The following is a 23,429-nucleotide window of genomic DNA, read 5'->3' as shown; positions in this document are numbered from 1 at the left end:
TACTTCGTCTTAAGGCGCGGGAGAGTAGGTCGCCGCCAGGTCTACCAAACGGATGCAACTCATCAGATCACCCCTTGCCATCACACACCGGCGCACCCCTACGCGCCAATCCCATCTGCCGCGGGGTGGAGCAGCCCGGTAGCTCGTCAGGCTCATAACCTGAAGGTCACAGGTTCAAATCCTGTCCCCGCACCCAAACATCCATAACGCCCGCCAGGATTAATCCCCCGGCGGGCGTTTCTGCGCCTGCTCGTGCACAAGTTGGCGCAGTAGGGCGGCCCGATCTCGCGCGCTGGCCAGCCGCCGCACCACGGCGTCGGGCGACCGCCGCAACACCGCCGCGATGGCGGGTCGCTCGGCGGCGCTAAGAACCACCCAGAGAAACCGGAAATCCAGTCTCTCAAGGGCTTCGGCGGGGAGTTCGGCTCACCCATGCCGAATGAGACTCCAGATACTCGTGCTCTGGAACCGGCCGCCACCGTCCCGTCCAGAAGAGTTGGTCGACGTGGTGCAGCGGCAAGCCGGTCGCGCGCGCGAGGGCCAGCGCGAAGGTGGTCGTCCCAGAGCCGCTTATGCCGATGACGGCGATCCGCTGCATGACGCAGACTAGCCGCGGAGCGCCGGTCCGCGCCAGGACCTAGCCTAGGCCAGACCCAGTCCGTTATGGCTCTTGTGGCTGTCACGAGGGCCAGGAGTACTCTTCATGCGAGACCCGCTACGCCGCCTCCTTCACCGGGGACTTGAAGTCAGCGGCCTGATCGGCCCGCTTCACCGCCGCCAGGAGCGGCGCCACGCGGAACTGTCCAGCGACCCCTATCAGGACGGCTTGCCGATGCCGCCCGCCGCCCTGATCGGGGCTGTGGCCGGCACAGGTTCGCAACGATGGTATTCCGAGAAGGGACAGCAGGATGCGGCCTGGTTCATCTCAGTGGCCTCAAGTCATGGCGTCACATTAGGCGGTGCGCGCGTCTGGGACCTTGGTTGCGGTTGTGGCCGCATCGCCCGGTGGATCGCTCCGGACGTCCTCAAAGCAGGCGGCGACTTCCTCGGCACGGACATCAATCGGCAGCTCGTGCGCTGGTGCGCCGCCAACCTGCCCGGCCGCTACCTGCGCAACGGCCTTCAACCCCCGACCACATGCCCGTCTGGGGACAGAAATCTCGTCTACGCCTATTCCGTTTTCACGCATCTCCGGGAGCCCGCCATCCGATCCTGGCTCGCGGAAATCGCGAGAGTGCTGCAGCCGGGGGGACTTGCGATGCTGACGTTCCACGACGAGGACTATGCCGCCGCATGGGGTCCGGAATCGGTCCGGCTCTCGCTTCAGTCGGAGCCGCTCGTCATCTTCAACGACGCCTTGGAAGGCTCAAACTATCTGTCCGCCTGGATACGCCGCTCGACCTTCGTCGCCCTCGCCGAAGAGCACTTTACGGTCCTGGAGGTCGTGCCCGGCCGCCGCGACCAACCGGTGCAGGCTCTGGCGGTCCTGCAGAAGCGTTCTTAGGGGCTGATGCGATCAGACCGCATTGTCTGATCGCATCAGATCACTCGATCGGCCGCCGGTCGTCGAGGAGGTCGCCGCTCTTCTTGTCAGAACGCTCCTCCTGCACCAGGCGCTCGACCGCCGGGGCCGGCGCTGTGTCGAGGGCCTCAGGGGTGGCGTGATCGTCACGCGCCCTTGGCTGCGGCTGGACGGAAGCAGGTTTCGGGATGGCGGGGGCTGCCGGAGCGCCGGGCGCTGGTGTGTCGTAGCGCAGCCGGTATATCGGCTCAGGCAGGCTGAAGCCGCCGGCCTCGAAGGCGGCCTTGACCGCGTGAATGCTCCGGCTGCGCCCCTTGAGGAAATCGGTCTGGCGCTGGTCGACCCAGCCGTAGAAGCGCAGGACGATGTTGGAGTCGCCCACATCGACGATCACGGCGCTGGCCTCGGGCTCGGCCAGGACGAAGGGGAGGGCGTTCAGGGCGCCGAGCCCGAGCCCGATCGCCTCCAATCCGTCCTCCTCGGCGCCAATCCCCAGGTCGAATTCGAACCGCCGCTCGGGATTTCGCGTGTAGTTCAGAATGACGGCCTTGAAGACCATCGCATTGGGGATGCGCAGGTGGTTGCCGTCCAGGGTCATCAGCACCGTGGCCCGGGATGTCAGGCGGATGACGCGGCCCTCCTCGCCATTGATCACTACATGGTCGTTGGCCCGGAAGGGCTGGCGCAGGCTGAGCATCAGGCTGGAGACATAGTTGTCCACCGTGTCGCGGACGGCGAAGCCCAGGGCGATGCCGATCACGCCGGCGCCGCCGAGAACCGCGCCGAGCAGGGCGGTCGCGCCGAGGATTTCCAGGCCGATCACTACGCCCAGGACGACGAAAACCACCCGCGCGCTGCTGGCGACCAGTTCGGCCATGAAGGCGTTGGGGGTCAGCCAGGCCCAGAGCCGACCGATCCCGGCCAGCCCGTGGCCGATCAGCCCGATCAAGGCGGCGACGCCGAGCGCCACCCCCAGCAGGGGCAGGCCCTGGATGAGGCCGCGGGTCTCCTGCTGAAACCGCGCAAAGGCCGGCGCCACATTGGAGCGCACATCCAGGTCGCGCTCGAGGGCGTTCTGCACGGTGACGACGCCGGCCACCCGGCTGGCGATGGCTTCGGCCTGCTCGGCCTCGCTGGGCGTGGCGACAGACCCCCGCAGGGTGACCACCCCGGCGCTGGCGCGGACCTCAACGGCCTGTAGCCCGGGGATCTCGGCGAAGATGGCGCTGATCCTGGCGACGATGTCGCTGTCTTCGGAGCCTGATGTGCGGCTTGCTATGGCCGGCGCAGGCTCGGCGGCCGGCGCGCCCGCCGTCTGGGCCACGGCCGGGAAGGCCATGAGGCTGAACAGGAGCGCGGCGAGGAGGTGTCGAAGCATGGCCAGACCCTGGCGCCGATTGGGGGGAGAAGTCACGAGCGGCTAGGCCAGCATCGCCCAGGCCACCAGGCCTATGGCCGTCAGGCCCACGCTCAGGGCCGCCAGAACGACGACCCCGTCCCGCGCCGTCAGGCCCAGCCCGAAGACCGTGATGGTCGCCGCCGGGATGGCAGTGGAAAACGGGATAAGCTCGAGGGGCGGGGTTAGAACCCCGACCAGGATACAGACCAGGGCGACGCCCTTGCGGCCCACGCCCTCGGTCATGCCTGCAATGCGCGGTCGGATCAGGCGATCGAGGAACTGGGCTGGCCGCCGCGCGCTACGGGCGCCCTTTTCGAGGCTGGCGCCCTTGACCTTGAGCCGGAGCAGCCAGCGCGGCAGCCAAACGGTCTCGCAGCCCACCAGCATCTGGCCGGCGATCAGCACGACGGTGAACGCCAACAAGGTGGGCACGCCGGGCACGGCGCTGACCGGGGTCATGGTGATCAGGCCGGCCATGAACAGCAAGGGGCCATAGGCGCGCCCGCCGATGGCGTCGCGCACCTCCTGCAGGCTGACCTTCCCCTCCGAAGCCGCGGCGGTGTCGCAGACACAGAGAATGACATCATCGAGGGTGCGAGGACTGTCGGACATGGCGGCTCCCGGGGCGTGGCCAATGAACGCCCCGGGCCGCCATTGGCGCCGCGCAAGCGCCTAGAAAGCGTTCTCGCCGGTGATGGCGCGGCCCAGGATCAGGGCGTGGACATCGTGGGCGCCCTCATAGGTGTTGACGGTCTCGAGGTTCGCCGCGTGCCGCATCACGTGGTACTCGCCGCTGATGCCGTTGCCGCCGTGGATGTCGCGGGCCTCGCGCGCAATGGCCAGCGCCTTGCCGCAGTTGTTGCGCTTCATCAGGCTGATGGCTTCGGGGACCCAGGCCCCCTGGTCGATCAGGCGGCCCAGCGCCAGGGCGCCTTCATAGCCCAGCGCGATCTCGGTCTGCATGTCCGCCAGCTTCTTCTGGACCAGCTGACGGGCGGCCAGCGGCTTTCCGAACACCTGACGGCTCGACACATAGTCCCGGCTGGCGTGCAGGCAGAATTCCGCCGCCCCCATGGCGCCCCAGGCGATGCCGTAGCGCGCCTTGTTCAGGCAGGAGAAGGGGCCGCGCAGGCCGGTGACGCCGGGCAGCATGTGGTCCTCGGGCACGAAGACGTCGGAGAGCGCGATCTCGCCGGTGACCGATGCGCGCAGGGACAGCTTGTTGTTGATCTTGGGCGTGGTCAGGCCCTCGGAGCCGCGGTCCACGAGGAAACCGCGGATCACGCCGTCGAGCTTGGCCCAGACCAGGGCCACGTCGCTGATCGGGCTGTTGGTGATCCACATCTTGGCGCCGTTCAGGACGAAGCCGCCGTCCACCTTCTTGGCCACCGTGCGCATGGAGGCCGGATCGGAGCCGCCGTCGGCCTCGGTCAGGCCAAAGCAGCCGATGATCTCGCCCCGGGCCATGCCGGGCAGGTACTTCTGCTTCTGGGCTTCGGAGCCAAAGGCGTAGATCGGATACATGACCAGTGAGGACTGCACGCTCATGGCCGATCGATAGCCGGAATCCACCGCCTCGATTTCGCGGGCGATCAGGCCATAGGCCACATGGTTCACGCCGGCGCCGCCATATTCCTCGGAGATGGTGGGACCCAGGAAGCCCAGGGCGCCCATCTCGCTCATGATCTCGCGGTCGAACCGCTCCTCGGCATAGGCCGAGACCACCCGCGGCAGCAGCTTGTCCCGCGCATAGGCCCGGGCCGCCTCCCAGACCATGCGTTCGTCTTCCGAAAGCCGCGATACGAGATCCAGCGGGTCATCCCAGCGGAAGGTCTTCGGGGTCTCACCGGAATCCAGAGCCATGGCGGCCTCCTTGATCTGCTACGCCTCAATTCTCAAGCCGGGTTATGAACCCAATTTCGTCGGTTTTACAGCCGCCTTTGCGCCCCGCCGGGCGCGCCATCGGGGGCTGGGCTTAAAAGAGCCCCGCCCAGGCGGGGAGCCGGGCGGGGCGAGGCCTGGCGGGGAGGAAACGCCAAGGGGACGATACGACGCCCAGGGGGCGTGCGGGCTCTAGATTTGCGAATAATTCTTAATAGATGCGGCGCTGAAGCGCAATGAGAATAATTCGCAAAAAGTGTGAGGCGAAAAATGGGCGCTCGCCGCAACCCTGGGCCTTTGTCCGGGTTAGAGACTGCATGGAACGCGCCCACGCCCTCCCCGTCAGAATGCCGCAAGCCTCGCTGCGGATCGTCCTTTGGGTGGCGGTCTTCGCCTTCTTTGCTGGATTCACGGGCTATCTCGCGGTCCAGCTTGGCCCGCGGGGCCGCGCCGAACAGGCCAGTTTCGATCTGGACGTCCAGGGCGCCGCCTATGCGACGCCAGCCCGACTTGCGCCCCCCTCTGAGCCCTGGGCGTTCGAAAAGGCTATTTGAGCCGCCGCTTTTCCTGTTCAGCGGGCGCCAAATCACGCCAGTCTGATCAGGCGATGACAGACGTCTCACTTCCTACCGCTTCTGAACCTGGCGCCAGCGGGGCTTCGCCGGGCGCGGCCCAGATCGCCGCCTATCTGGCGGCCCGGATGTGCCACGACTTCATCAGCCCCGTCAGCGCCATCGTGTCCGGCCTCGATCTGCTGGAAGATCCCGACGCCCAGGACATGCGTGAAGACGCCATGGGCCTGATCGCGGCGTCGGGCCGGAAGCTGGCCGAGATGCTGGCCTTCACCCGTGTGGCGTTCGGCGCCTCGGCTTCAGCCGAGACCTTCGATCCTCGTGACCTGGAAGCCCTGGCCCAAGGGATTTTTCGACATCAGCGCGCCGATCTTGAATGGGCCGTCGAGGCTCCGTCCCTCGACAAGGCCGCCGCCCGCACGGCCTTGAACCTGGCCCAACTGGCTGGGGCGGCGCTGCCGCTGGGCGGCAAGGCCCGCCTGCAGGCGGTTCACGACGGCGGAGCCACAGTGATCGCCGTGGAGGCGGTCGGCCCCAAGGCGCGGCTGCGCCCGGACATCGCCGCCGGCCTGGCCGGAGAGAAGCTGCCCGACGGCCTGATGCATGGACACTGGGTGCAGGCCTACTATGTCCACCTCTTCGTGACGGAGGCCTCCGGCCGGGTGTTCGCCGAGGCCGACGAGGAAAAGGTCACCTTTGCAGCGACCCTGCCGGCCGGTTGACCGGCGGCCCCCAAATCGGGCGCTCGGGCGGCGCGAACTTGCAAAACCAAACGGCTCCTTAACCAGCAGGGCGCAACAACTTGGCCCTCAAGTTGGGAGTGTTCCGTTGAGGACTTGCCTCATCGTCGATGACAGTCGGGTGATCCGGAAGGTCGCGCGCAGGATCCTGGAGGACCTCGGCTTCGACATCGCCGAGGCCGCCGATGGCGCCGAGGCTTTGGCCTGGTGCCGCTCCGCCATGCCCGACGTGGTGCTGCTCGACTGGAACATGCCGGTCATGAATGGACTGGAATTCCTGCGCGGCCTGCGGATGGAGCCCGGCGGCGCGGCGCCCAAGGTCGTGTTCTGCACGGTTGAAAACGAACTGGCCGCCATTCGCGAAGCCCTGGAGAGCGGCGCTGACGAATACATCATGAAGCCCTTTGACAGCGAGATCGTGGCGGCCAAGTTCGCCCAGGCCGGTCTGGTATGAAACCGGAGGACCGCGACCTCGTCGCCCAGCTCTGCGCCGCCCGTTCGGGGCAACTGGCGGACCCGGCGAAAGACTATCTGTTCGAGACCCGCCTGGGGCCGGTGGCGCGCCGCGAAGGCTTCGAAAGCATCGCCGACCTGATGTCTGGCCTGCGGACGCGCCGGGAAGACCGGCTGATCTGGGCCATTGTGGAAGCCATGGCGGCTGGGGACTCCAGCTTCTTCCGGGACCAGACGCCCTTCGACCTGTTCCGCGATGAGCTGGCTCCGGACTTGGCCCGCCAGCGCGCGGACCAGCCGATCCGCATCTGGAGCGCAGCCTGCGCCACGGGCCAGGAGGTGCACTCCCTCGCCATGCTTGTAGACGAGATGTCGGGCGAACATCCTGGAGCCCAATTTGAGATCTTCGGCTCCGACCTGTCAGAGCGCGCCCTGGAGAAGGCCCAGAGTGGTCTCTACACGCAGTTCGAGGTGCAGCGAGGCCTGCCGATCCGAAGCCTGGTGCGGCACTTCGACAAGATCGATGACGCCTGGGCCATCTCGCCGCGCATCCGCCAGACCATCCGATGGCGCCGGCTGAACCTGATCGGCGATCTGTCGCGGGTTCGGGGCTTTGACGTGATCTTCTGTCGCCACGTGCTGGAGGCGATGACGGAGCCGGCCCAGCAGCGGGTGATCGAGAACCTGGCGGCGGCGCTGAATCCGGGCGGCTATCTGATCGTCGGCGCCAACGAGGCCCAGGCTCTCGACGCCCAGGGTCTGACGGCCGGCGCGCACGCGGGCGTGTTTCAGGCCTCTGCAAACGCTCGGGCCGCAGCCTGATCCCCGCCAAAAGAAACCCCGCCGCGGCGATCGCCGGGCGGGGCTCTTGGTCTGGACCTCGCGCAGAGGCGGAGCCTCGCGCGCAGTGGCCTTCTTAGTTCTTCGCGTCTTCGGCGGTCCGGGTCACGGCGTCGCCAGCAGCGCCCACGTCCTGGCCCGCGCCGGAAATGGTGTTGCAGGCGGTCATGCCAAGGCTGGCGGTCAGGGCGGCGAGAAGGAGAATCTTGCGCATTTGGGGAGGCTCCATTGTGAGGCTTGTCTGCGTCCGTGATCCAACGTTCAAGCCACCGCTTGGTTCCGCTCCGGCGCTTCGAAGGCCTCGGTTGGCGGGGTCGGGAAGACGAGCCGCACGGTGACGCCCCCGGCGGCGTTCCTCAGCACCTCCGCATGGCCCCGCAACTGGCGGGCGAAGGCGGTCATCAGGGTGCGACCGACCCCCGTCCCGGCCAGGGCCTGGTCTGTCGCCACTCCATCGTCGGCGATTTCCAGCACGGCCTGGCCGTTGGCCGCCCGGAAATCGACGCTGAGCAGCCCGCCACGCTCGGCGAAGGCGTGCTTCTGGGCGTTGGTGATCGCCTCGACGGCGAACAGGGCCAGGGGCGCCAGGCGATCGGGATCGATCATCAGGGCGTCGGCATGAAGTTCGGTGCGGACGGGGGGGCCGCGCATCGACTCTCCGGCCACCAGCTGGGCGGTGAGTTCTTCCAGGAAGGGGCGAAGATCGACCCGTTTGAGGTCGGGACCCTGGTAGAGGGCGCGATAGACCAGGGCCAGGGCGGAAATCCGCTGGCGCGTATCGGACATGGCCGCCCGGGCGCCGGGGTCCGACAGGGCCCGCTGCTGCATGCTGAGCAGGCTGGAAATGACCTGCAGGTTGTTCTTCACCCGGTGGTGGATCTCGCGGAGCAAGGCGTCCTTCTGGGCCAGGGACTCCCGCAGGGAAGCGTCGCGGCCGACAATGGCGTCGGCCATGTCCTCCAGGGTCTCGGCAAGGTCACGAATTTCGGCGGGCATGTCCTCGGCCCGTGCAGGCCGCACCGTCAGCCGGCCCCGGGCATAGAGGGCGGCGATCCGCTGCAGATAGATCAGCCACCTCACCACTACCCGATCGACGGCGATATAGGCCGTGACCAGCACCACGGCGAAGGTCATGAGCGGCAGGACCAGCCCGGTCAGCGGATTCAGTCGCGCCCATGAGAACAGGCCCGGCGACTTGGCCGACAGCATGACATAGAGGCTCTCGCCCACCAGGGGCGCGGCGATGTGGACCCGTCGCTCGCCGCCAGCCTGGGCGTACCAGACATAGGACCCGCCCGCCTGGGTGCGCCTCAGCCAGTCGTCCGGCGGCGGAGCGAAGGCGGCGGCGTCGGTCATGCTGAGATAACGCCCGGCATTGTCCACCAGTGCGACCTCGGCGCCCTCGGGCAGGGCCGAGGCGGCGCCGTCCGGCTGGAGGCTGGAAAGCGCGATGACGGCCGCCAGAGCCCCGTCGAACGTCCCGCTTGCCGTGCGGGCCGGCACCGCGGCCACCAGCGCCGGCTGGTCGGAATAGCTCACCCCCGGGTCTCGCGTGATGATCATGTCGTCGGCGGTGCGCAACTGTTCGAACCACGGCCGCGCGCTGCGGCCTGGATCGTTGGGCACTGTCCCGGCCGCACAGGCCACCCGGCCATTGCGGTCGAAGCGGATTAGGTTGTCATAGCCCGGGATACGGGCGGTCACCTCGGCCAGCCGCCCGGCGCAGGCGAATCCGACCGAGCCCGGCGCCAGGGTCTCAAGCAGGATGTCGGCCGATTCCATGCGCGCCCGGGCGTCGGCCGCGCTGCGCTGGGCCGCGGAGCCCAGGCTCTCGCGCAGGATCTCAGCCTCACGATTGAAGGCGACGGCGGTCTGGACGGCGCCCAGCATCAGCACGGGAAGCAGGGCCGCGGCCATGGCTGCGATCAGGCGAACCCGAATGGTGCTGAGCGAAGCCCATGGATCAGTGTTCACGGCGCCGCCCCCTGGGCGCTCAGCGGACGGTGCTGAGTCGCTCGGCGTCGGCCAGGATAGACCGCATGGCGTCGCCCGCTGCGCCGCCGTCGCGGTCATAGGCGCCGTCTTCGAGAATCGACTGCAGGGCCTTGCGCGCCCGGCTCACCCGGCTCTTCACCGTGCCGACGGCCACGCCGCAGATCTCGGCCGCCTCTTCATAGGCGAAGCCGCCCGCGCCCACGAGGATCAGGGCTTCCCTCTGCTCCGGCGGCAGCATGCCCAGGCTGAGGCGAAGTTCGTCCAGGGCGACGGGCGCCTCGGGGTCATCCACCGCGACCAGGGTCCGCTCGGCGGCTTCCTGATCCAGCTGGCTCTGGCGCCAGGACCGGCGCTTCTCGGAATAGAACTGGTTGCGCAGGATCATGAAGGTCCAGGCCTTCATGTTTGTGCCCATCTGGAAGCTGGACCTGGCGTCCCAGGCCTTCATCATCGCGTCCTGGGCCAGATCATCGGCAGCCGTGGCGTCGCCACAGAGGGTGCGGGCGAAGGCGCGCAGGTGCGGGATGAGGGTGACCAGCTCCGCCTTGAAGGCTTCATCAAGGGCTGGGTCTCGCGGACTGCGGTCGATCATCAGTCCTGCTCCGCCGACTTGTCGGCGCGACGCAGGATATCGAGGAAATCATCCGGCACCGGCTCATTGACCACTTCGTCGAACATTTGACGAAGGCGCACGCCAATCGCCTGCTGGCGCAAACGGGCCTCATCAAGGGCGGCGGCGTTGGCTTCGGACCCCGAGCCCGGGTGTTGCGATTGCTGTTCGATCATATCCCCGGCGTCCTGCTCTTGCGGCGGACGCCCTTTCATACTGTCATTCTGATCGCTCAACGATCGACCCCCCCGTCGAGTTCCCAACCGGTTCCATGTGCGGGAACTGGTTGCGTGGATATAGAAAACGCCCGATGGGCGGAACCGGTTCCCTCCGGCCGCGTTTTGTGCGGATGATGGATGAAACGCGGTCGCACAGGACGCAGCCGCGTGTCTGTTCTTGTCTCTACGGGAGGGGTCATTGAGTCTTGTAGCCCGATTGGCGCCGCATCTGCCCTATGTTCGGCGTTATGCGCGCGCCCTCACCGGCGATCAAACCACCGGCGACCACTATGTCCGCGTCGCACTCGAGGCGCTGGCGGCCGGCGAAAAGGTCCTTGAGGCCAACCTCACGCCGCGGGTGGCCCTGTATCACGTGTTCCACGCCATCTGGTGCTCCACCGGCGCGCAGCTTGAGGCGCGCAGCAGTGAGGACGCCGCGGGTGAAGACGCCAATTCCCGCCTCATGCGGATTGCGCCGCGGTCTCGGCAGGCCTTCCTGCTGACCGCTCTTGAGGGGTTCACGCCGAGTGAGACGGCGCAGATCCTGGGCGCGCGTTTTGAAGAGGTCGAAGGCCTGATCGCCGAAGCCCAGGCTGAGATCGACGCCGAACTGGCCACCGAGGTGCTTATCATCGAGGACGAGCCGGTCATCGCCGCCGACATCGAGGCCCTGGTCAAGGAGCTGGGCCACACGGTGGTGGATATCGCCGCCACCCGCACCGAGGCCGTGGACGCCGTCGGCCGTAGCCGGCCAGGGCTCGTGCTCGCCGACATCCAGTTGGCGGACGGTTCGTCGGGCATCGATGCGGTCAAGGACATCCTGGCCGAGCTTGATGTGCCGGTGATCTTCATCACCGCCTTCCCGGAGCGCCTCCTCACCGGCGAGCGCCCGGAGCCCACCTTCCTGATCACCAAGCCTTTCCAGCCGGAAACGGTGAAGGCGGCGATCGGTCAGGCGCTGTTCTTCCATCCTCGTCGGAAGGCTAAGGCCGCCGCCTAAGGCTGTCGCGAGAGTTCCCCCGCCTCCGCCTGGTTCGCCGGGCGGAGGGAACGGTGGCGCTTCGAGGGCGTTTGAATTCTGGATGGGCGCAGACCCGCCGGTCAATCACCTCGAAGGATCACGCCATGCTCGGTTGGGCGATCGTATTCGCAGTTCTGGCCCTCGCGGCCGGTTATCTCGGCTTCATGGGACTGGCTGGCTTGGCGGCCACCATCGCCAAGATTTTGTTCGTGCTGTTTCTGGTCCTGTTGGTGGCGAGCTTTGTCGTCCGGGCGATCCGCGGCCAGTCGGTGGTCTAGGCCTGATGCGGTCGTACGGAATCGCTGATCGTTGAATGGGACTCTAAACTTCAAGTCTCCAGCGCCCTCGGCCGACAACCGGTTCCCGCCTATTGGAGCGCGCCCCAGGCGCAGGCGTCGGACGCCTCACCCAAAAAGGGCCGCTGGAGATCAGCGGCCCTTTCTCATGGACGGGGTCCAGATCAGTTTGCCGGCGGCGGGTTCTGAACCGGCGCGGGCGCGTCCTGCTCGAAGACGGCCGCATCGGTGGCCTGGCGCCCGGCGTGCGGCTCAACCTCGGCCAGATCATCGGCCCGGAAGAGCCACGCGCTGATCAGCGCGACGCCGGCCAAGGCGGTCGATATGACGAGAACCAGCAACACGGGTTTACCCAAGGCGCCCTGGCGAGCCGGCGTGGCGGGCATCTTGGTTTCAGACTCAGGGGGGGAGTCAGCCATGAGCGCTCTCCTTTTCTTAGAAGTTGATGAGGCCGGCAGGGGCGGCGGCAGGGACTGAACCGCGGGGCGCGTCAGCCTCGGCGGCCATGCTGCTCAGAAGAGCCATGGCGCTGGCCATGGCCACGATAGAGGCCAAGGCCGCCAGCCTGCTGTGGGCCGTGCGATCCCGGTGCGAGGAGATGGTCGCCTGACCTGGAACCTCGTGGCTTCTGATCATGATCTGCCCCTTTTGCAGCGCGGTGCGAAGCCGATGCTCCGCCTTGCCAAACCAACGCAGGGGTTGCTTGGGCGTTCCGTGAATGGCGACGCTTGTTTCAACCACCCGAAACCACCGTCAGTCTGGGCGCTAAAATTTGAAAATAATGCGTGGCGGCGGGAACGGAGATGGAGGCGGCGAGTTCATATGCTGCGGAGGCGGCGACGCCCCCCCCGACTTGAGGCTGGTCTCCCAAGATCAGCCTGCCGCCTCCGCACCCCCCCTTTCTCGATTATGCCAACTCGGCGGATCTCATGAGATCCGCCGTTCCTTTTGGCGCGGCGCTCAGCCGGGGACGGCGAGGCGCAGGACGATATCGACCCGGCGGCGCATGGGCTGGGCAAGCCCGCCCTCCGTGACCGCGCCTGCGTCGCCTGCGGCCTGAACATGAAACTGGGCGGCGGGAAGGCGTGCGGCGGCCAGGGCGGCCGTGACGGCCTTGGCGCGGGCCTGGGACAAGGTGAGGTTGGCGCTTGACGAGCCGGGCGCGTCGGCCAGGCCAAGCACGTCCACCCGCGTGACAGCGCAGCCCTGGGCCTGATCGGCGGCGGCCTGGATCAGCTGTTGAGCGTCGGGGCCGAGGTCAGCGGAGTCGGGTTGGAAGTAGATTTCGGCGCTCACATCGGCGCAGCTTGTGTCCTCGACCAGGGGCCGGTTCAGCCAGGTCTGGCAACCTCCGAGCGCCAGCAGCGCTCCCAGGGCCACAAGCCGGAGGCCCCATCCTCGCCGATCCATCATCTCGAATATCCCCTAAGGCGCGCCTGCGGCGCATTGTCCAAAGTCATAAACGAAAAAGAGCGGCCAGGACTCCTGGCCGCTCTCTTGGATCACCAATTGCTGCTCTGATCAGTAGCGGGGCTGACCGTCTTCCCAATAGTAGCGCTGGCTGGCGGAGTCGTAGAAATAGTAACGCCCAGCGCGTTCATCATAATACTGGCGGCGATTGGGCACGTTGGCGCCGCAGCCGCCGTCTTCACGGCAGCCCTTGTAGGCGCCGGCCGCGCCGCCGGCGACAGCGCCGATCGCTGCGCCAGTGGCGGCGTCGCCCGATCCGACATTGTTGCCGATTACGGCGCCGGCGAGGGCCCCCAGGGCTGCGCCGCCAGCGGCGTTGCGTTCCACGGTTCCGGTCGAGGTGCAGGCTGCGGCCAGCAGGCCCGCGCCCGCCACAGCGATAAGCGACTTCATCATTTCAGGCTCTCCTTGAGCTTGTGCCAAACTTCAAACGCCGGTCCTCTTGGTCAGGTTCCCGACCATCGGGACCAGCTCGATCATTGCCGCGGCCGAAAGGGGGAACCGGCGTCGGCGCGCGCCGTTAGCTTGACCGCAGATGAAACATGGAGCGCCCAGAATGTGGCCGCGATTTGGACGACGTGACCGCGACGGCATTCCGGCCGAGGCCATGGATCCCGTGGCGGTCGATCCGCGGGACCTGGAGCGCGCCTATGAGCGAGGCCTGGTGGAGGGCCGGCGGGAGGAGCGGGCTCGGCGCAGTCACCCGATCCGCAACCTGATGATTGGCCTGGTCGCCCTGGCGGGCGCCGCCATCCTGGGTGTGGCCGCCTGGCACGGCTCGTTTGGCGAGGGGGGAGAGGTCGTCGACCAGAAGCTGGCCGTCGCCGCAGATCGCGCCGAACCGACCTTGCGCGCGGCCGCCAGCGAAGCTGGCGCGGCCATCAGCGGCGCAGGCCGCGATCTCCAGGCCAATACCGAGGCCTCATCCCCCGCAGCCACGGCGCCGGACGGGACGGCCTCGGACGCCGCGCCGTCTGGCCAAGACCTTTAGGCCCCGCCGGTGATCCAGGGCGTTCAAAAAATCGAAATGGTCCTCAACCTCGCCTCGGGCAGCGTCTCCGAAGACGCGCCGGCCCAGGCGGAGGAGATTCTGTCGCGCTACAATGTGCGCGCCCGGGTGTGCGCCTCCTCGTCCGGGGACGTGGAGGCCTGCCTGCGTAGCGCCCTGGAAGCCGGGCCTGACCTCCTGGCGGTGGTCGCCGGAGACGGAACCGCCCGCAGCGCCGCCGAACTGTGTGGGCCGAAAGGCCCACTGTTTGCGCCCCTGGCCGGCGGCACCATGAACATGCTGCCCCACGCCATCTATGGCGCACGTCCCTGGCAGGAAGCCCTGGTGGATATTCTCGACAACGGCGTGGAGCGCCCCCTGGCGGGAGGTTCGGTGGACGGGAAGCTGTTCCTGGTGGCCGCCATCCTCGGCGCGCCCGCCCTTTGGGCCCCGGCCCGGGAAGCCATGCGCGAAGGCAAGGCGCGGCTGGCCTTTCAGCGGGCGCAGACCGCCTGGTCCCGCGCCTTTTCCGGACGGCTTCGCTACGTCATCGGCGAGGGACAGCGGGAAAAAGGCGAGGCGGTGATCTTCATGTGCCCCACCGCCAGCCGCAGCCTGGCCGATGACGAGCAGGCCCTGGAGGCTGCGGGCCTGGATCTGCATGGGGCGATGGAGGCCTTCCGTCTGGGCCTTCATGCGGCGGTCGGTGACTGGCGTGACGATCCGGCTGTTGATCTGGGATTGTGTCTGAAGGCCCGGGTCTGGGCCGCCCGGGGCATCCCGGCGCTCCTGGATGGCGAAAGCGTTCAACTTGGTCCCCTGGCCGAGGTCGCCTTCGTATCGCATGTGGCCCGTGTCCTGGCGCCTCCGGACGAGCCGGCCGGCGCAGAGAAGGACGTGGCGGCCAGCGTGTTGAACCCGGACGCCGCATGATCCGTATCGCGCAGCTTTCCGACGTCCACTTTGGCGATGAGAACCGGCCCGCCGTCGACGCCGCCACCGAGATGCTCCAGGCCGATCCGCCGGATCTCATCCTGATTACCGGCGACATCACCCGCTTCGCCGAGGTCGCCGAACTCGAAGCGGCCAAGGCCTGGATGGAGAGCCTTCCCCGGCCGTGGCTGGTCACGCCGGGCAATCACGACGCCCCCTATCTGGCCTGGATCGAACGGATCTTCGCGCCGTTCTCGCGGTTCGAGCGGATCATCGGGCCAGCCTGGAGCCAGGCGCACCTGGACGCGCACGTGGCCGTGGCCGGGATCAATACGGCCCGCGGCGCTCAGTGGCGGATGAACTGGTCCAAGGGCCAGATCGCCCGTAGCCAGGTGCGTGAGGCCGTCAGTTTCCTGGACAGCGCCTCCCCCGGCCATCTCAGGATCGTCGCGGTGCACCATCCTCTGACGGAGATGATCGGCGGGCCGATGACGGCCAAGGTCTGGGGCGGGGTGGACGCCGCAAGGGCGTTCAGCGAAGCCAGGGTGGACCTGGTTCTGTCGGGTCATGTGCACGCCCCCTTCGCCCTCCCCTACGCCTTCGCCGACGGGCACACCTACGCCATCGGCTGCGGCACCCTGTCGGTGCGCGAGCGGGGCGTCCCGGCCAGCTTCAATATGATCGAGGCCGACGAGGACGCCATTCGCGTCAAGGCCCTGACCTGGTCCGGCTCGCAGTTCGAGGCGTACCGGACCTGGTCGTTGAATCGGCGCGGCTAGACCCGTCTGCCCCGCACCATGTGCATGATGGCCGAGACCGCGAACAGCACCAGGAAGACAAAGAACAGAATCTTCGCGATGCCGACGGCGGCGCCGGCGATCGACGTGAATCCAAGCACGCCGGCGATCAAGGCGACCACCAGGAAGACCAGAGCCCAGCTCAGCATTTTCTCGTTCCTCTTATCGGCAGGCGACGCCGCCAAAGAAAATCCCGCGACCTGGATGGCCGCGGGATTTCAACGTGCTTGACTGTAAGCTGTTCCCAGCCCGGCGATCAGGCCGTCGGAACAGGGTGGCGCCAGGCCTGGCCCTTGCCGCGGGCGGCGTCATACTGGGCGGCGGCGAAGGTCCAGTGCGGCAGGTTGTCGAACCAGGCTTCGACGAAGGCCTTTCGGTCGTTCTGGTGATCCAGATAATAGGCGTGCTCCCAGACGTCGCAGGTCAGAAGCGGCGTCAGTCCCTGGTGGGTCAGGAGGTCGTCGGCGTCATGGGTGGACAGCACCTTGAGCTTGTCGCCCTCGGCCGCCAGCCAGCCCCAGCCTGAAGCGAAGTGGTTCACCGACTCGGTGACGAAGGCTTCCTTCAGCTTGTCCAGGCCGCCGAAGTCGCGATCGATGGCCGCGGCGAGATCACCCTGGGGCGACTGCTTCTCGCCGATCATGCAGGTCCAGAAGAAGGTGTGGTTGTAGGTCTGGGCCGCATTGTTGAAGAGCTTCTTCTTGGCCGGATCCCCGGCCGCGGCCTTGACCACCTCTTCCAGGCTGGCCGGGCTTTCACCGGCCGCCTTCAGCAGGTCGTTGAGGGTGTCCACGTATTTGGCGTGATGCTTGTCGTGGTGATAGCCCATGGTTTCGGCGGAGATGACCGGGGCCAGGGCGTCATAGGCGTAGGGCAGGTCTGGGAGCTTGAACATGGCGGTCCTTGGGTCGAGTTTTGGTCACGTAAAGCGACGCGCCCCCTTTAAGGGACGCGTCTGAGGAGCTTCGGTTGCGATCCCGTCGCCGGGACGCGCAAGGCTAGTGCCGACCAGCCGAGCGGCCAGCCAGAAAAGCGCTGAGCGCCGCAGCGATCACCTTGGGGTTTTTCACCGCAAGGGTCCCGGCGGTGACCACGGCCAGAAGGCCCGCGGCGCCGGCGGCCATGGGATGCTGACGCGCCAGATCAAAGGCCCTGGCCGTCAGGCTTTCGTCTTCCTGCAGCACGGGCAGGGTCGGACCCTTGCCCCGCACGGCGAAGACGGCCGCGACCAGCAGCAGACCCGCCACCAACGCCAACACGCCAGCAGCTCCGGCCGGCCCCAGAGGGCCCGCCAGCAGGACGAACAGCGCAAAACCCGCGGCGCTCACGCACAGCATGGTGAGCGCCCAGATCGCGGCGAGGCCGATAACGGCGGTGAGCGCCTTTTCGATCAACGGCGACCGCCAGCGAGCAGCAGCCCAATGACCACGCCCACGCCGACAGCGACGCCTGTGGCAGCCAGGGGACGTTCCCGCACGTGTTCGACCACGTAGCGCTGGGCTTCTTCCATCTGTTCGCCCGCGGTGTCGGCATAGGCGCGGGACTGGGCGCGAATCTGTTCAACACCTTCCTGCACCGCACGTTCGAAGTGCTTGGCGGCGTCGCGGAAGGTGCGCTGAGCGTCGTCAGCAAGCACTTGGGCGGAGTTGGCCGCGGAGCTGGCGGCCGCCTTGGCTTCGCTCGTGGCTCGGTCGGCAGCATTCGTCATGAAGGTTCTCCACAGGTTTGAGGTCCCCCGCACGCCTCGCACAGGGCTCTGCCTGAACGTGACATAGGCCACGGCGGTTCCCGGTTCCAGGCTAGCTCGCGTAAAACTTCGCAATACCTCCACAGTTCCTGTCGCGTCGGCACAGTCCCGGCGCTAGGGTCATTTTATGGTCGCAGACGCAAGGCGCGCTCGCCTGGATATCGAGCACCTCGAACTGGCTCTCCAGGCGGCAGGCCTTGGGGAATTCCAGTACGACGTGCCCGGTGATTTCTACATGGTCAGCGAGCGCATGGCCGCCATCACCGGGGGCGAGCCCGGCTATTTGCCGGCTGAAGGCGGCAAGGCGCTGTGGCCGCGCATCCATCCCGACGACTTCGACGAAGCGCTGCGCCAGATTCGCGCCGGGTTCGAGGCCCAGGATCGCTACGAGATCGAGTGCCGGGCCGCCCCTCGCCCAGGGCGCCCTCAGATCTGGCTGCGGGTGGTCGGCCAGAGAATCCGCGACGACAGGCAGGAGATCCAGGGCGTCATCGGCATTGTCGAGGACATCACGGCCCGCAAGGTCGAAGAAGGCCAGCGTCAGGCCTTGATGGCCGAAATTGATCACCGGGTGAAGAATGTCCTGGCCACCGTCCAGGCCCTGGCGGTCCAGACCGCCCGGCGGACCTCGTCGATGGAGGGCTTCCTGCAGGCCTTTTCCGGCCGCCTCAAGTCCATGGGTTCGGCCAATGAACTGCTGACGGCGGCCCGGTGGCGTGGCGCGGCCATCGATCATCTGGCGGCGGCCGAGCTCGGGGGCCTGGCGCCGGGCCAGACGCGCTGGGAGGGGCCAGACCTGTTCCTCACGCCGCGGGCGGCCAACGCCCTGTCCCTGGCCTTCCATGAGTTGGCCACCAACGCCCTGAAGTATGGCGCGCTATCGGTGGAGACCGGTCAGGTCCTGGTGTCCTGGAGGGCGACGCCGAACGGCGGCTTTATCCTCGACTGGACCGAGTCCGGGGGGCCGGTAGCCTCGCCGCCGTTGCGGACAGGGTTCGGAACCACACTGCTCAGTCAGGTCACCGGGCGCGAGCTGAACGGGACCACCTCGCTGGAATTCCCCCCCACCGGCGCCCAGGCCAGATTTGAGGCGGGGCCCGCCGCCCTGGTCGGGCGCCCCGAGACCGTGCCTGAGGCCCCGACCCGCCGCAGCGCCGAAACCGCCTCTGGGCCGTCGGGCCCCGTGGATCTCGCCGGCGCCCGGGTGCTGATCGTCGAGGACGCCGCACTCCTGGCCATGGAGCTGGAGACCGGCCTGTCGGAGGCCGGCGCCACCGTCGTCGGGCCGGCCTATGAACTGGAAGAGGCCCTGGCGCTTCTGGCCCAGAGGATCGACGCCGCCGTCCTGGACGCCAATCTCAACGGCCTCTCAGTGAGCCCGGTCGCCGACATCCTGGCCGAACGCGGCGTGCCGTTCGTCTTCGCCACCGGCTATGGCGACGCTGGCGGAGCGCCCAGCGGCTTCGGCGCTCCGGTGATCCGCAAGCCCTATGACGTGACCCAGGTCACAGCTGCGGTGGCCGACCTGCTGCGGGCCGGCGGCGGGGCTTAGATCACGCCGCGCGTCCGGAGATCGCTCAAGTCCTGGGGGGACGCTCCGGCAAGGGTCTGAAGCACCTCGTCGGTATGGGCGCCCAGGGGCGGCCCCGGCCAGCGCACCTGGCCGGGCGTGGCCGAGAGCTTGGGGAAGACGTTCTGCATCTTCACCTGGCCGAACACGGGGTGGTCCAGGGTGACGATGGCCTCCCGCGCGGCGAAGTGCGGGTCGCTCAGCATGTCCGGCGCCCGATAGATGCGCCCGCAGGGCACGCCCTTCTCCTCCAGGCGCGCCAGGAGGTCATCGAGATTGTAGGTCGCCGTCCAGGCGCTGATCCGTTCGTCCAGCTCCCCCTGCCGTTCGCCGCGGGCGGCGTGGGTGGCGAACCGCGGGTCGGCCGCAAGCTCCGGCTGGCCCATCACCTCGCAGAGGCGGGCGAAGACCGTGTCGCCATTGCCGCCGATCAGGATCATCTCGCCGCCCGCGCAAGGATAGACGTTGGATGGCGCGATCCCCGGCAGCACCGAGCCTGAGCGCTCCCGCGCATAGCCGGTCAGGTCATATTCGGTGATCAGGTTTTCCATCACCGCCAGCACGCTCTCATAGAGGGCGGCGTCCACCACCTGGCCCCGGCCGGTGGCGTGCCGGGAATGGAGGGCCATCATCACCCCCATGGCCGCATGCATGGCCGCCAGACTGTCGCCGATGGAGATGCCCGCCCGGGCCGGCGGCCGGTCAGGCTCGCCGGTGATGTGGCGCAGGCCGCCCATGGCCTCGCCGATCAGCCCGTAGCCTGCCTGGTGCGACAGGGGGCCAGTCTGGCCGTAGCCGGACACCCGGGCCATGATCAGTCCGGGGTTGGAGGCCGACAGCGCTTCGTAGGACAGGCCCCATTTCTCCATGGCGCCGGGGCGGAAGTTCTCGATGACGATGTCGGCCCCATCGATCAGCCTGCGCGCCAAGGCCTGACCTTCAGACTGGCGCAGGTCGAGGCCGACGGACTTCTTGTTGCGGCCGATGACGGGCCACCAGGGCGACTGGCCCTTGGGCAGGCTGCGGCCCCACTGACGCATGGGATCGCCGGTGCGGGGATCCTCCAGCTTGATCACCTCGGCGCCGAAGTCGCCCAGGATCTGGCCGCAGAAGGGGCCGGCGATCAGAGAGCCCATTTCGATGACCCGCAGGCCCGCCAAGGCGCCTGGCGAGGCGGTGGGCGCGGTTGTGTCAGCCATTGGGCTCTCCCCACTTTCTTGGAACAGATCACGAGCGCGTGAGTTTTAGACCCGACGCATCGACAGGTGCGACGCCAGAATTTGTCAACGTCTCAGGAGTTCACATGACCCGCCACCTGCTTATCGCGGGCGCCGCGATCGCCGCCCTCTCGCTCGCCGCCTGCGGTCAGCCGGCTGACCAGTCCGCGACGGCCCCGGCCGAAAGCGTGACCCCCGACGCCAACCCGACCGCCACCGTCCCGACCATGGCCGACGAGGCTTCGGCGCCTGATTTCGTCCGTCTGGCGGCCCAGAGCGACATGCTGGAGATCCAGTCGTCGCAGATGGCCCTTGAGCGCGCGCAGGACGCCGAGGTCAAGGCCTTCGCCCAGATGATGGTCGACGCCCACACCAAGACCACCCAGGATCTGAAGACGGCCGTGGAAGCCACGGGCCAGCCGATCACCCCCCCGGCCACGGCTGATGAAGAGGTGACCGACGAACTGAACGACCTGCGTGAAGCCGAGGCCGCCGACTTCGACAAGGAATATATGGAGTTGCAGGTCGAGACCCATCAGAAGGCCCTGAACCTGATGCAGCGTTACGCCGGCGACGGCGACACGCCGGGTCTGCAGGCCTTCGCCGCGGCCACCGCTCCGGCGATCCAGCAGCACCTCGACCAGGCGACGGCCCTGAAGGAACGCCTCGACGCCGCCAACTAAGACCACAGGGTTTTAGGCGTCCTATCAAGATCAGGCTCCCGCCCCCGCGGGAGCCTTTTCTTTGCCCGGTGGTCGGAGTACGGCCTTGGTCATGAGCGCATATGTCCTGGCCCCGCCGCCCGTCCCCGCCGTGCCCGTCCTGGGTGAGGACGCCCTGTTCCCGGTTCGTCGAATTCTCTGCGTGGGCCGCAACTATGCCGCCCACCGCCGGGAGATGGGCGGGGACGACCGCGACCCGCCCTTCTTCTTCGCCAAGCCGGCCGACGCCCTGGTGCTTCCGGACGTCGACGTGGCCTATCCGTCGGCGACGGCCGACCTGCATCACGAGATCGAGCTGGTTGTGGCCCTGAGCGCCGGCGGCGCCGACGTGCCGGTGGATCGGGCCCTTGACCTGGTCTTCGGCTACGGCGTGGGCTTCGACCTGACCCGCCGGGACCTGCAGGCCGCAGCCAAGGACAAGGGCCATCCCTGGGACGCCTCCAAGGGCTTTGACCAGTCCGCCCCCATCTCGGCCATCCGCCGCTGGAGCGGTCCTGCGCCCCAGGGCCGCATCGCCGCGACGGTGAATGGCCAGTCCCGCCAGGACGCCCTGGTCTCCGACATGATCTGGAATGTGGCCGAAATCATCGCCCAGGCCTCGAAGCTGTGGGCGCTGGCGCCCGGCGACCTGATCTTCACCGGCACTCCCGAAGGCGTAGGTCCCCTCGCCCGCGGCGATCAGGTGGCCGGAGCGGTCGAAGGGGTCGGCGAACTCAGCTTCCGGGTGCGCTGACCATGGCTTTGACCCTCTACAGCTACTGGCGGGCCACCGCGCCCTATCGGGTCCGCATCGCGCTCGCGCTGAAGGGGCTGGCCTATGACTACATCCCTGTCAGCCTGCCCAGGGGCGAGCAGCGGGCGGCCGACTATCTAGAGCGCAATCCCCAGGGCCTGACGCCCATGCTGGTCGACGGCGAGGCGGCCATGACCCAGAGCCTGTCGCTGATGGAATGGCTGGACGAGACCCACCCTGAACCGCCCCTGCTGCCGGCCGATCCGGCGGGGCGGCAGGTGGTCCGGGCCATGGCCGGAATCATCGCCTGCGATATTCATCCTTTGAACAATCTGCGCATCCAGCAGCAGCTCAGCGCCCTGGGGGTCAGCGACGCCGACCGGCAGGCCTGGGTGGCGCGCTGGATGACCGAGGGCTTCGACGCCCTGGAGCCGATGGTCGCCCGTCACGGCCAGGGCTTCGCCTATGGGACCGAGCCGGGCCTGGCCGACTGCTGCCTGGTTCCCCAGGCCTATTCCGCCGACCGCTACGGGGTGGACCTTTCGCCCTATCCGGCGATAAGGGCTGCGGCCGAACGGGCGAGGGCGCATCCCGCCTTCGCCGCGGCTCACCCTGATCGGCAGCCCGACGCGCCCGCGGCCGGCTGAGCCGAGACAATGCTGCAGATGGGGAGGTTTCCACGATGCTCGACCACCTGAAGGACAAGAACCGGGCCTGGGCGCAGGGCAAGCTCGCCGTCGATCCCGGCTTTTTCAAACGCCTCGTGGGCCAGCAGAGCCCGGAATATCTGTGGATCGGCTGCGCCGACAGCCGGGTTCCGGCCAATGAGATCGTCGGCCTCGATCCGGGCGAGCTGTTCGTCCACCGCAATGTGGCCAATCTCGCCCCGCCCCAGGACGCCAATTATCTGTCGGTGCTGCAGTTCGCCGTGGATGTTCTGAAGGTGAAGCACATCATGGTGGTCGGCCACTATGGCTGCGGCGGCGTGGTGGCGGCCATCGACGGACAGCGGCGGGGGCTGGTGGACCACTGGCTGCATCCGATCCGCGAAGTCTATACCGCCAACCGGGCCGAGCTTGAGGCCATGGAGGACGAGCACGCCCGCCACGACAGGCTGTGCGAACTGAACGTCATCCGCCAGGTGCGCAATGTCGCCTCCGACGTCTTCATCCGCGAGGCCTGGCTGCGGGACCAGCCGGTCAGCATCCACGGCTGGGTCTATTCGCTGTCCGACGGCCTGGTGAACGACATGAACGTCACTTGCAGCGGGCCTGAGGACCTGGCCCGCCTCTATTAGCCGCCGCGGATTCGCACTTGGGCGCGGGCGGCGCGGCCTTGGCCGTCGACCACATTGAGGTCGTAGAAGCCCGGCCCCTCCGGCCGCCAGAGCACCTGGCCGCTCAAGGGATCGCGGCTGAGCGGCCGGCCGGCCACATACCAGTCGAGGTCCTCGCCGCTGGCCGCCAGCGCCAGGCCGCGGGAGCCGGCCCCAAAACCGTCCACCTGCACCACCGCCCCATCCGGGGGGAAGATCAGGCGCGGGCCTTCGGTGGTTCGCGTCTGGTCGTCCAGGGCTGTGGGCGCATTGCGCGGCGCGAGCGGCGGCGGGGCGGCCGGAGCGCTCTGCAGCAGGTCGGCGACCTCGAACAGCAGGGGCAGGGCGGCGTTGCGGCCGGTCAGACCGGCCCGAGCGCCGCCGTCGGCC

Annotated in this window: 31 protein-coding genes, 1 tRNA gene and 1 pseudogene; 16 read left to right on the top strand and 17 right to left on the bottom strand. The window is 67.9% G+C overall.

The genetic code is table 11. From position 1 onward, the window contains the following. Positions 1–119: 119 nt before the first annotated feature. Positions 120–196 (top strand) — tRNA-Met (locus V7702_RS11945). Between the two features lie 507 nt (positions 197–703). After that, positions 704–1,504 (top strand): class I SAM-dependent methyltransferase, encoded by an 801-nt coding sequence (locus tag V7702_RS11940; RefSeq protein ID WP_335650330.1) that lies wholly within the window; start codon positions 704–706, stop codon positions 1,502–1,504. 40 nt (positions 1,505–1,544) lie between these two features. On the opposite strand, the gene V7702_RS11935 is transcribed toward V7702_RS11940, so the two are convergent. The 3 genes from V7702_RS11935 to V7702_RS11925 are packed head-to-tail and all read right to left on the bottom strand — an operon-like array spanning position 1,545 to position 4,784. Further along, positions 1,545–2,900 (bottom strand): mechanosensitive ion channel domain-containing protein, encoded by a 1,356-nt coding sequence (locus tag V7702_RS11935; protein ID WP_335650329.1) that lies wholly within the window; start codon positions 2,898–2,900, stop codon positions 1,545–1,547. Between the two features lie 42 nt (positions 2,901–2,942). Then, complete coding sequence (locus tag V7702_RS11930; protein ID WP_335650328.1) at positions 2,943–3,533, bottom strand: exopolysaccharide biosynthesis protein; 591 nt, start codon at positions 3,531–3,533, stop codon at positions 2,943–2,945. A 60-nt stretch (positions 3,534–3,593) separates the two neighbouring features. Next, positions 3,594–4,784, bottom strand: coding sequence for an acyl-CoA dehydrogenase (locus V7702_RS11925; RefSeq protein WP_335650327.1), 1,191 nt, complete (start codon positions 4,782–4,784; stop codon positions 3,594–3,596). Between the two features lie 335 nt (positions 4,785–5,119). On the opposite strand from V7702_RS11925, the gene V7702_RS11920 reads away from it, so the two are divergent. From V7702_RS11920 to V7702_RS11905, 4 genes are all read left to right on the top strand, one after another. Continuing rightward, entirely contained in the window at positions 5,120–5,356 is a 237-nt protein-coding gene (locus V7702_RS11920; RefSeq protein ID WP_335650326.1) for a hypothetical protein, read from the top strand. A gap of 53 nt (positions 5,357–5,409) precedes the next feature. Further along, positions 5,410–6,096, top strand: coding sequence for a histidine phosphotransferase ChpT (chpT, locus tag V7702_RS11915; RefSeq protein WP_335650325.1), 687 nt, complete (start codon positions 5,410–5,412; stop codon positions 6,094–6,096). Between the two features lie 106 nt (positions 6,097–6,202). Continuing rightward, entirely contained in the window at positions 6,203–6,568 is a 366-nt protein-coding gene (locus V7702_RS11910; RefSeq protein WP_335650324.1) for a response regulator, read from the top strand. Then, positions 6,565–7,389, top strand: coding sequence for a CheR family methyltransferase (locus tag V7702_RS11905; protein ID WP_335650323.1), 825 nt, complete (start codon positions 6,565–6,567; stop codon positions 7,387–7,389). Before V7702_RS11910 ends, V7702_RS11905 begins: the two co-directional genes overlap by 4 nt. Before the next feature lie 94 nt (positions 7,390–7,483). Here the strand turns inward: V7702_RS11905 and V7702_RS11900 are convergent, their stop codons facing one another. The 4 genes from V7702_RS11900 to nepR are packed head-to-tail and all read right to left on the bottom strand — an operon-like array spanning position 7,484 to position 10,188. Then, a complete protein-coding gene (locus tag V7702_RS11900; RefSeq protein ID WP_335650322.1) occupies positions 7,484–7,621 on the bottom strand; it encodes an entericidin A/B family lipoprotein in 138 nt (45 codons plus the stop codon). Between the two features lie 47 nt (positions 7,622–7,668). Next, positions 7,669–9,381, bottom strand: a complete 1,713-nt coding sequence (gene phyK, locus V7702_RS11895; protein WP_335650321.1) for a sensor histidine kinase PhyK — start codon at positions 9,379–9,381, stop codon at positions 7,669–7,671. A gap of 19 nt (positions 9,382–9,400) precedes the next feature. Then, positions 9,401–9,994, bottom strand: a complete 594-nt coding sequence (locus tag V7702_RS11890) for a sigma-70 family RNA polymerase sigma factor (protein ID WP_335650320.1) — start codon at positions 9,992–9,994, stop codon at positions 9,401–9,403. Then, entirely contained in the window at positions 9,994–10,188 is a 195-nt protein-coding gene (gene nepR, locus V7702_RS11885; RefSeq protein WP_335650331.1) for an anti-sigma T factor NepR, read from the bottom strand. The genes V7702_RS11890 and nepR overlap by 1 nt, the downstream gene beginning before the upstream one ends. Positions 10,189–10,429: 241 nt before the next feature. Between nepR and phyR the strand changes: the two genes are divergently transcribed. Continuing rightward, positions 10,430–11,230 carry an anti-anti sigma factor/receiver protein PhyR gene (gene phyR / locus V7702_RS11880; protein WP_335650319.1) on the top strand — a complete coding sequence of 267 codons (801 nt, stop codon included), beginning with the start codon at positions 10,430–10,432 and terminating at the stop codon, positions 11,228–11,230. 125 nt (positions 11,231–11,355) lie between these two features. After that, a complete protein-coding gene (locus tag V7702_RS11875) occupies positions 11,356–11,529 on the top strand; it encodes a DUF1328 domain-containing protein (RefSeq protein WP_305285604.1) in 174 nt (57 codons plus the stop codon). A gap of 182 nt (positions 11,530–11,711) precedes the next feature. Here V7702_RS11875 and V7702_RS11870 read toward each other — a convergent pair whose 3' ends face one another. The 4 genes from V7702_RS11870 to V7702_RS11855 form a co-directional block, all read right to left on the bottom strand. Next, positions 11,712–11,966, bottom strand: coding sequence for a hypothetical protein (locus V7702_RS11870; protein ID WP_335650318.1), 255 nt, complete (start codon positions 11,964–11,966; stop codon positions 11,712–11,714). A gap of 16 nt (positions 11,967–11,982) precedes the next feature. Continuing rightward, positions 11,983–12,183, bottom strand: coding sequence for a hypothetical protein (locus V7702_RS11865; RefSeq protein WP_335650317.1), 201 nt, complete (start codon positions 12,181–12,183; stop codon positions 11,983–11,985). A 324-nt stretch (positions 12,184–12,507) separates the two neighbouring features. Beyond that, positions 12,508–12,960: an OmpA family protein gene (locus V7702_RS11860; protein WP_335650316.1), complete on the bottom strand. Its 453-nt coding sequence runs from the start codon at positions 12,958–12,960 to the stop codon at positions 12,508–12,510. Positions 12,961–13,068: 108 nt separating this feature from the next. Next, on the bottom strand, positions 13,069–13,413 hold the full coding sequence (locus tag V7702_RS11855; RefSeq protein WP_300573910.1) for a YMGG-like glycine zipper-containing protein: 345 nt from the start codon (positions 13,411–13,413) through the stop codon (positions 13,069–13,071). A gap of 160 nt (positions 13,414–13,573) precedes the next feature. Here V7702_RS11855 and V7702_RS11850 point away from each other — a divergent pair, with 160 nt between their 5' ends. From V7702_RS11850 to V7702_RS11840, 3 genes are read left to right on the top strand one after another with little or no spacing between them, the layout of a single operon-like run. After that, positions 13,574–14,008 (top strand): hypothetical protein, encoded by a 435-nt coding sequence (locus tag V7702_RS11850; protein WP_335650315.1) that lies wholly within the window; start codon positions 13,574–13,576, stop codon positions 14,006–14,008. Positions 14,009–14,044: 36 nt separating this feature from the next. Beyond that, positions 14,045–14,938: a diacylglycerol/lipid kinase family protein gene (locus V7702_RS11845; protein ID WP_335650314.1), complete on the top strand. Its 894-nt coding sequence runs from the start codon at positions 14,045–14,047 to the stop codon at positions 14,936–14,938. Next, a complete protein-coding gene (locus V7702_RS11840) occupies positions 14,935–15,717 on the top strand; it encodes a metallophosphoesterase family protein (RefSeq protein WP_335650313.1) in 783 nt (260 codons plus the stop codon). Before V7702_RS11845 ends, V7702_RS11840 begins: the two co-directional genes overlap by 4 nt. Here V7702_RS11840 and V7702_RS11835 read toward each other — a convergent pair. From V7702_RS11835 to V7702_RS11820, 4 genes are all read right to left on the bottom strand, one after another. After that, positions 15,714–15,884: a DUF1328 domain-containing protein gene (locus tag V7702_RS11835; protein ID WP_305285611.1), complete on the bottom strand. Its 171-nt coding sequence runs from the start codon at positions 15,882–15,884 to the stop codon at positions 15,714–15,716. The two genes, V7702_RS11840 and V7702_RS11835, sit on opposite strands and share 4 nt — an antisense overlap. A 107-nt stretch (positions 15,885–15,991) precedes the next feature. Next, positions 15,992–16,630 carry a superoxide dismutase gene (locus V7702_RS11830; protein WP_335650312.1) on the bottom strand — a complete coding sequence of 213 codons (639 nt, stop codon included), beginning with the start codon at positions 16,628–16,630 and terminating at the stop codon, positions 15,992–15,994. A 103-nt stretch (positions 16,631–16,733) separates the two neighbouring features. Continuing rightward, positions 16,734–17,129 (bottom strand): hypothetical protein, encoded by a 396-nt coding sequence (locus V7702_RS11825; RefSeq protein WP_335650311.1) that lies wholly within the window; start codon positions 17,127–17,129, stop codon positions 16,734–16,736. After that, positions 17,126–17,443 carry a glycine zipper domain-containing protein gene (locus V7702_RS11820; protein ID WP_300577099.1) on the bottom strand — a complete coding sequence of 106 codons (318 nt, stop codon included), beginning with the start codon at positions 17,441–17,443 and terminating at the stop codon, positions 17,126–17,128. The genes V7702_RS11825 and V7702_RS11820 overlap by 4 nt, the downstream gene beginning before the upstream one ends. Positions 17,444–17,609: 166 nt before the next feature. On the opposite strand from V7702_RS11820, the gene V7702_RS11815 reads away from it, so the two are divergent. Next, the gene (locus tag V7702_RS11815) at positions 17,610–19,034 is read left to right on the top strand and encodes an HWE histidine kinase domain-containing protein (RefSeq protein WP_335650310.1); all 1,425 of its coding nucleotides are present in this window, start codon (positions 17,610–17,612) and stop codon (positions 19,032–19,034) included. Here the strand turns inward: V7702_RS11815 and V7702_RS11810 are convergent. Next, positions 19,031–20,251 carry a CaiB/BaiF CoA transferase family protein gene (locus V7702_RS11810; protein WP_335650309.1) on the bottom strand — a complete coding sequence of 407 codons (1,221 nt, stop codon included), beginning with the start codon at positions 20,249–20,251 and terminating at the stop codon, positions 19,031–19,033. The two genes, V7702_RS11815 and V7702_RS11810, sit on opposite strands and share 4 nt — an antisense overlap. A gap of 104 nt (positions 20,252–20,355) precedes the next feature. Here V7702_RS11810 and V7702_RS11805 point away from each other — a divergent pair, with 104 nt between their 5' ends. The 4 genes from V7702_RS11805 to V7702_RS11790 all read left to right on the top strand — a co-directional run bounded on the left by V7702_RS11805 (position 20,356) and on the right by V7702_RS11790 (position 23,021). Then, entirely contained in the window at positions 20,356–20,952 is a 597-nt protein-coding gene (locus tag V7702_RS11805; RefSeq protein ID WP_335650308.1) for a DUF4142 domain-containing protein, read from the top strand. 91 nt (positions 20,953–21,043) lie between these two features. Further along, a complete protein-coding gene (locus V7702_RS11800; protein WP_335650307.1) occupies positions 21,044–21,724 on the top strand; it encodes a fumarylacetoacetate hydrolase family protein in 681 nt (226 codons plus the stop codon). Positions 21,725–21,726: 2 nt separating this feature from the next. Next, positions 21,727–22,371: a maleylacetoacetate isomerase gene (gene maiA, locus V7702_RS11795; protein ID WP_335650306.1), complete on the top strand. Its 645-nt coding sequence runs from the start codon at positions 21,727–21,729 to the stop codon at positions 22,369–22,371. 35 nt (positions 22,372–22,406) lie between these two features. After that, on the top strand, positions 22,407–23,021 hold the full coding sequence (locus V7702_RS11790) for a carbonic anhydrase (protein WP_335650305.1): 615 nt from the start codon (positions 22,407–22,409) through the stop codon (positions 23,019–23,021). On the opposite strand, the pseudogene V7702_RS11785 reads toward V7702_RS11790, so the two are convergent. After that, a pseudogene (locus tag V7702_RS11785) lies at positions 23,018–23,429 on the bottom strand (penicillin-binding protein 1C); the annotation flags it as partial. The gene V7702_RS11790 and the pseudogene V7702_RS11785 overlap by 4 nt on opposite strands.

It is taken from the genome of Phenylobacterium sp. (assembly GCF_036963605.1).
Classification (GTDB): domain Bacteria; phylum Pseudomonadota; class Alphaproteobacteria; order Caulobacterales; family Caulobacteraceae; genus Phenylobacterium.
This window is presented reverse-complemented; position numbering and strand designations above follow the sequence as displayed.

Excerpts from the sequence above, each read along its gene's own strand:
- V7702_RS11940 (WP_335650330.1), top strand. The coding sequence starts at position 704 with ATGCGAGACCCGCTACGCCGCCTCCTTCACCGGGGACTTGAAGTCAGC.
- V7702_RS11935 (WP_335650329.1), bottom strand. The coding sequence starts at position 2,900 with ATGCTTCGACACCTCCTCGCCGCGCTCCTGTTCAGCCTCATGGCCTTC.
- V7702_RS11930 (WP_335650328.1), bottom strand. The coding sequence starts at position 3,533 with ATGTCCGACAGTCCTCGCACCCTCGATGATGTCATTCTCTGTGTCTGC.
- V7702_RS11925 (WP_335650327.1), bottom strand. The coding sequence starts at position 4,784 with ATGGCTCTGGATTCCGGTGAGACCCCGAAGACCTTCCGCTGGGATGAC.
- V7702_RS11920 (WP_335650326.1), top strand. The coding sequence starts at position 5,120 with ATGGAACGCGCCCACGCCCTCCCCGTCAGAATGCCGCAAGCCTCGCTG.
- chpT (WP_335650325.1), top strand. The coding sequence starts at position 5,410 with ATGACAGACGTCTCACTTCCTACCGCTTCTGAACCTGGCGCCAGCGGG.
- V7702_RS11905 (WP_335650323.1), top strand. The coding sequence starts at position 6,565 with ATGAAACCGGAGGACCGCGACCTCGTCGCCCAGCTCTGCGCCGCCCGT.
- V7702_RS11900 (WP_335650322.1), bottom strand. The coding sequence starts at position 7,621 with ATGCGCAAGATTCTCCTTCTCGCCGCCCTGACCGCCAGCCTTGGCATG.
- V7702_RS11890 (WP_335650320.1), bottom strand. The coding sequence starts at position 9,994 with ATGATCGACCGCAGTCCGCGAGACCCAGCCCTTGATGAAGCCTTCAAG.
- nepR (WP_335650331.1), bottom strand. The coding sequence starts at position 10,188 with ATGATCGAACAGCAATCGCAACACCCGGGCTCGGGGTCCGAAGCCAAC.
- V7702_RS11875 (WP_305285604.1), top strand. The coding sequence starts at position 11,356 with ATGCTCGGTTGGGCGATCGTATTCGCAGTTCTGGCCCTCGCGGCCGGT.
- V7702_RS11870 (WP_335650318.1), bottom strand. The coding sequence starts at position 11,966 with ATGGCTGACTCCCCCCCTGAGTCTGAAACCAAGATGCCCGCCACGCCG.
- V7702_RS11865 (WP_335650317.1), bottom strand. The coding sequence starts at position 12,183 with ATGATCAGAAGCCACGAGGTTCCAGGTCAGGCGACCATCTCCTCGCAC.
- V7702_RS11860 (WP_335650316.1), bottom strand. The coding sequence starts at position 12,960 with ATGATGGATCGGCGAGGATGGGGCCTCCGGCTTGTGGCCCTGGGAGCG.
- V7702_RS11855 (WP_300573910.1), bottom strand. The coding sequence starts at position 13,413 with ATGATGAAGTCGCTTATCGCTGTGGCGGGCGCGGGCCTGCTGGCCGCA.
- V7702_RS11850 (WP_335650315.1), top strand. The coding sequence starts at position 13,574 with ATGTGGCCGCGATTTGGACGACGTGACCGCGACGGCATTCCGGCCGAG.
- V7702_RS11845 (WP_335650314.1), top strand. The coding sequence starts at position 14,045 with ATGGTCCTCAACCTCGCCTCGGGCAGCGTCTCCGAAGACGCGCCGGCC.
- V7702_RS11840 (WP_335650313.1), top strand. The coding sequence starts at position 14,935 with ATGATCCGTATCGCGCAGCTTTCCGACGTCCACTTTGGCGATGAGAAC.
- V7702_RS11835 (WP_305285611.1), bottom strand. The coding sequence starts at position 15,884 with ATGCTGAGCTGGGCTCTGGTCTTCCTGGTGGTCGCCTTGATCGCCGGC.
- V7702_RS11830 (WP_335650312.1), bottom strand. The coding sequence starts at position 16,630 with ATGTTCAAGCTCCCAGACCTGCCCTACGCCTATGACGCCCTGGCCCCG.
- V7702_RS11820 (WP_300577099.1), bottom strand. The coding sequence starts at position 17,443 with ATGACGAATGCTGCCGACCGAGCCACGAGCGAAGCCAAGGCGGCCGCC.
- V7702_RS11815 (WP_335650310.1), top strand. The coding sequence starts at position 17,610 with ATGGTCGCAGACGCAAGGCGCGCTCGCCTGGATATCGAGCACCTCGAA.
- V7702_RS11810 (WP_335650309.1), bottom strand. The coding sequence starts at position 20,251 with ATGGCTGACACAACCGCGCCCACCGCCTCGCCAGGCGCCTTGGCGGGC.
- V7702_RS11805 (WP_335650308.1), top strand. The coding sequence starts at position 20,356 with ATGACCCGCCACCTGCTTATCGCGGGCGCCGCGATCGCCGCCCTCTCG.
- V7702_RS11800 (WP_335650307.1), top strand. The coding sequence starts at position 21,044 with ATGAGCGCATATGTCCTGGCCCCGCCGCCCGTCCCCGCCGTGCCCGTC.
- maiA (WP_335650306.1), top strand. The coding sequence starts at position 21,727 with ATGGCTTTGACCCTCTACAGCTACTGGCGGGCCACCGCGCCCTATCGG.
- V7702_RS11790 (WP_335650305.1), top strand. The coding sequence starts at position 22,407 with ATGCTCGACCACCTGAAGGACAAGAACCGGGCCTGGGCGCAGGGCAAG.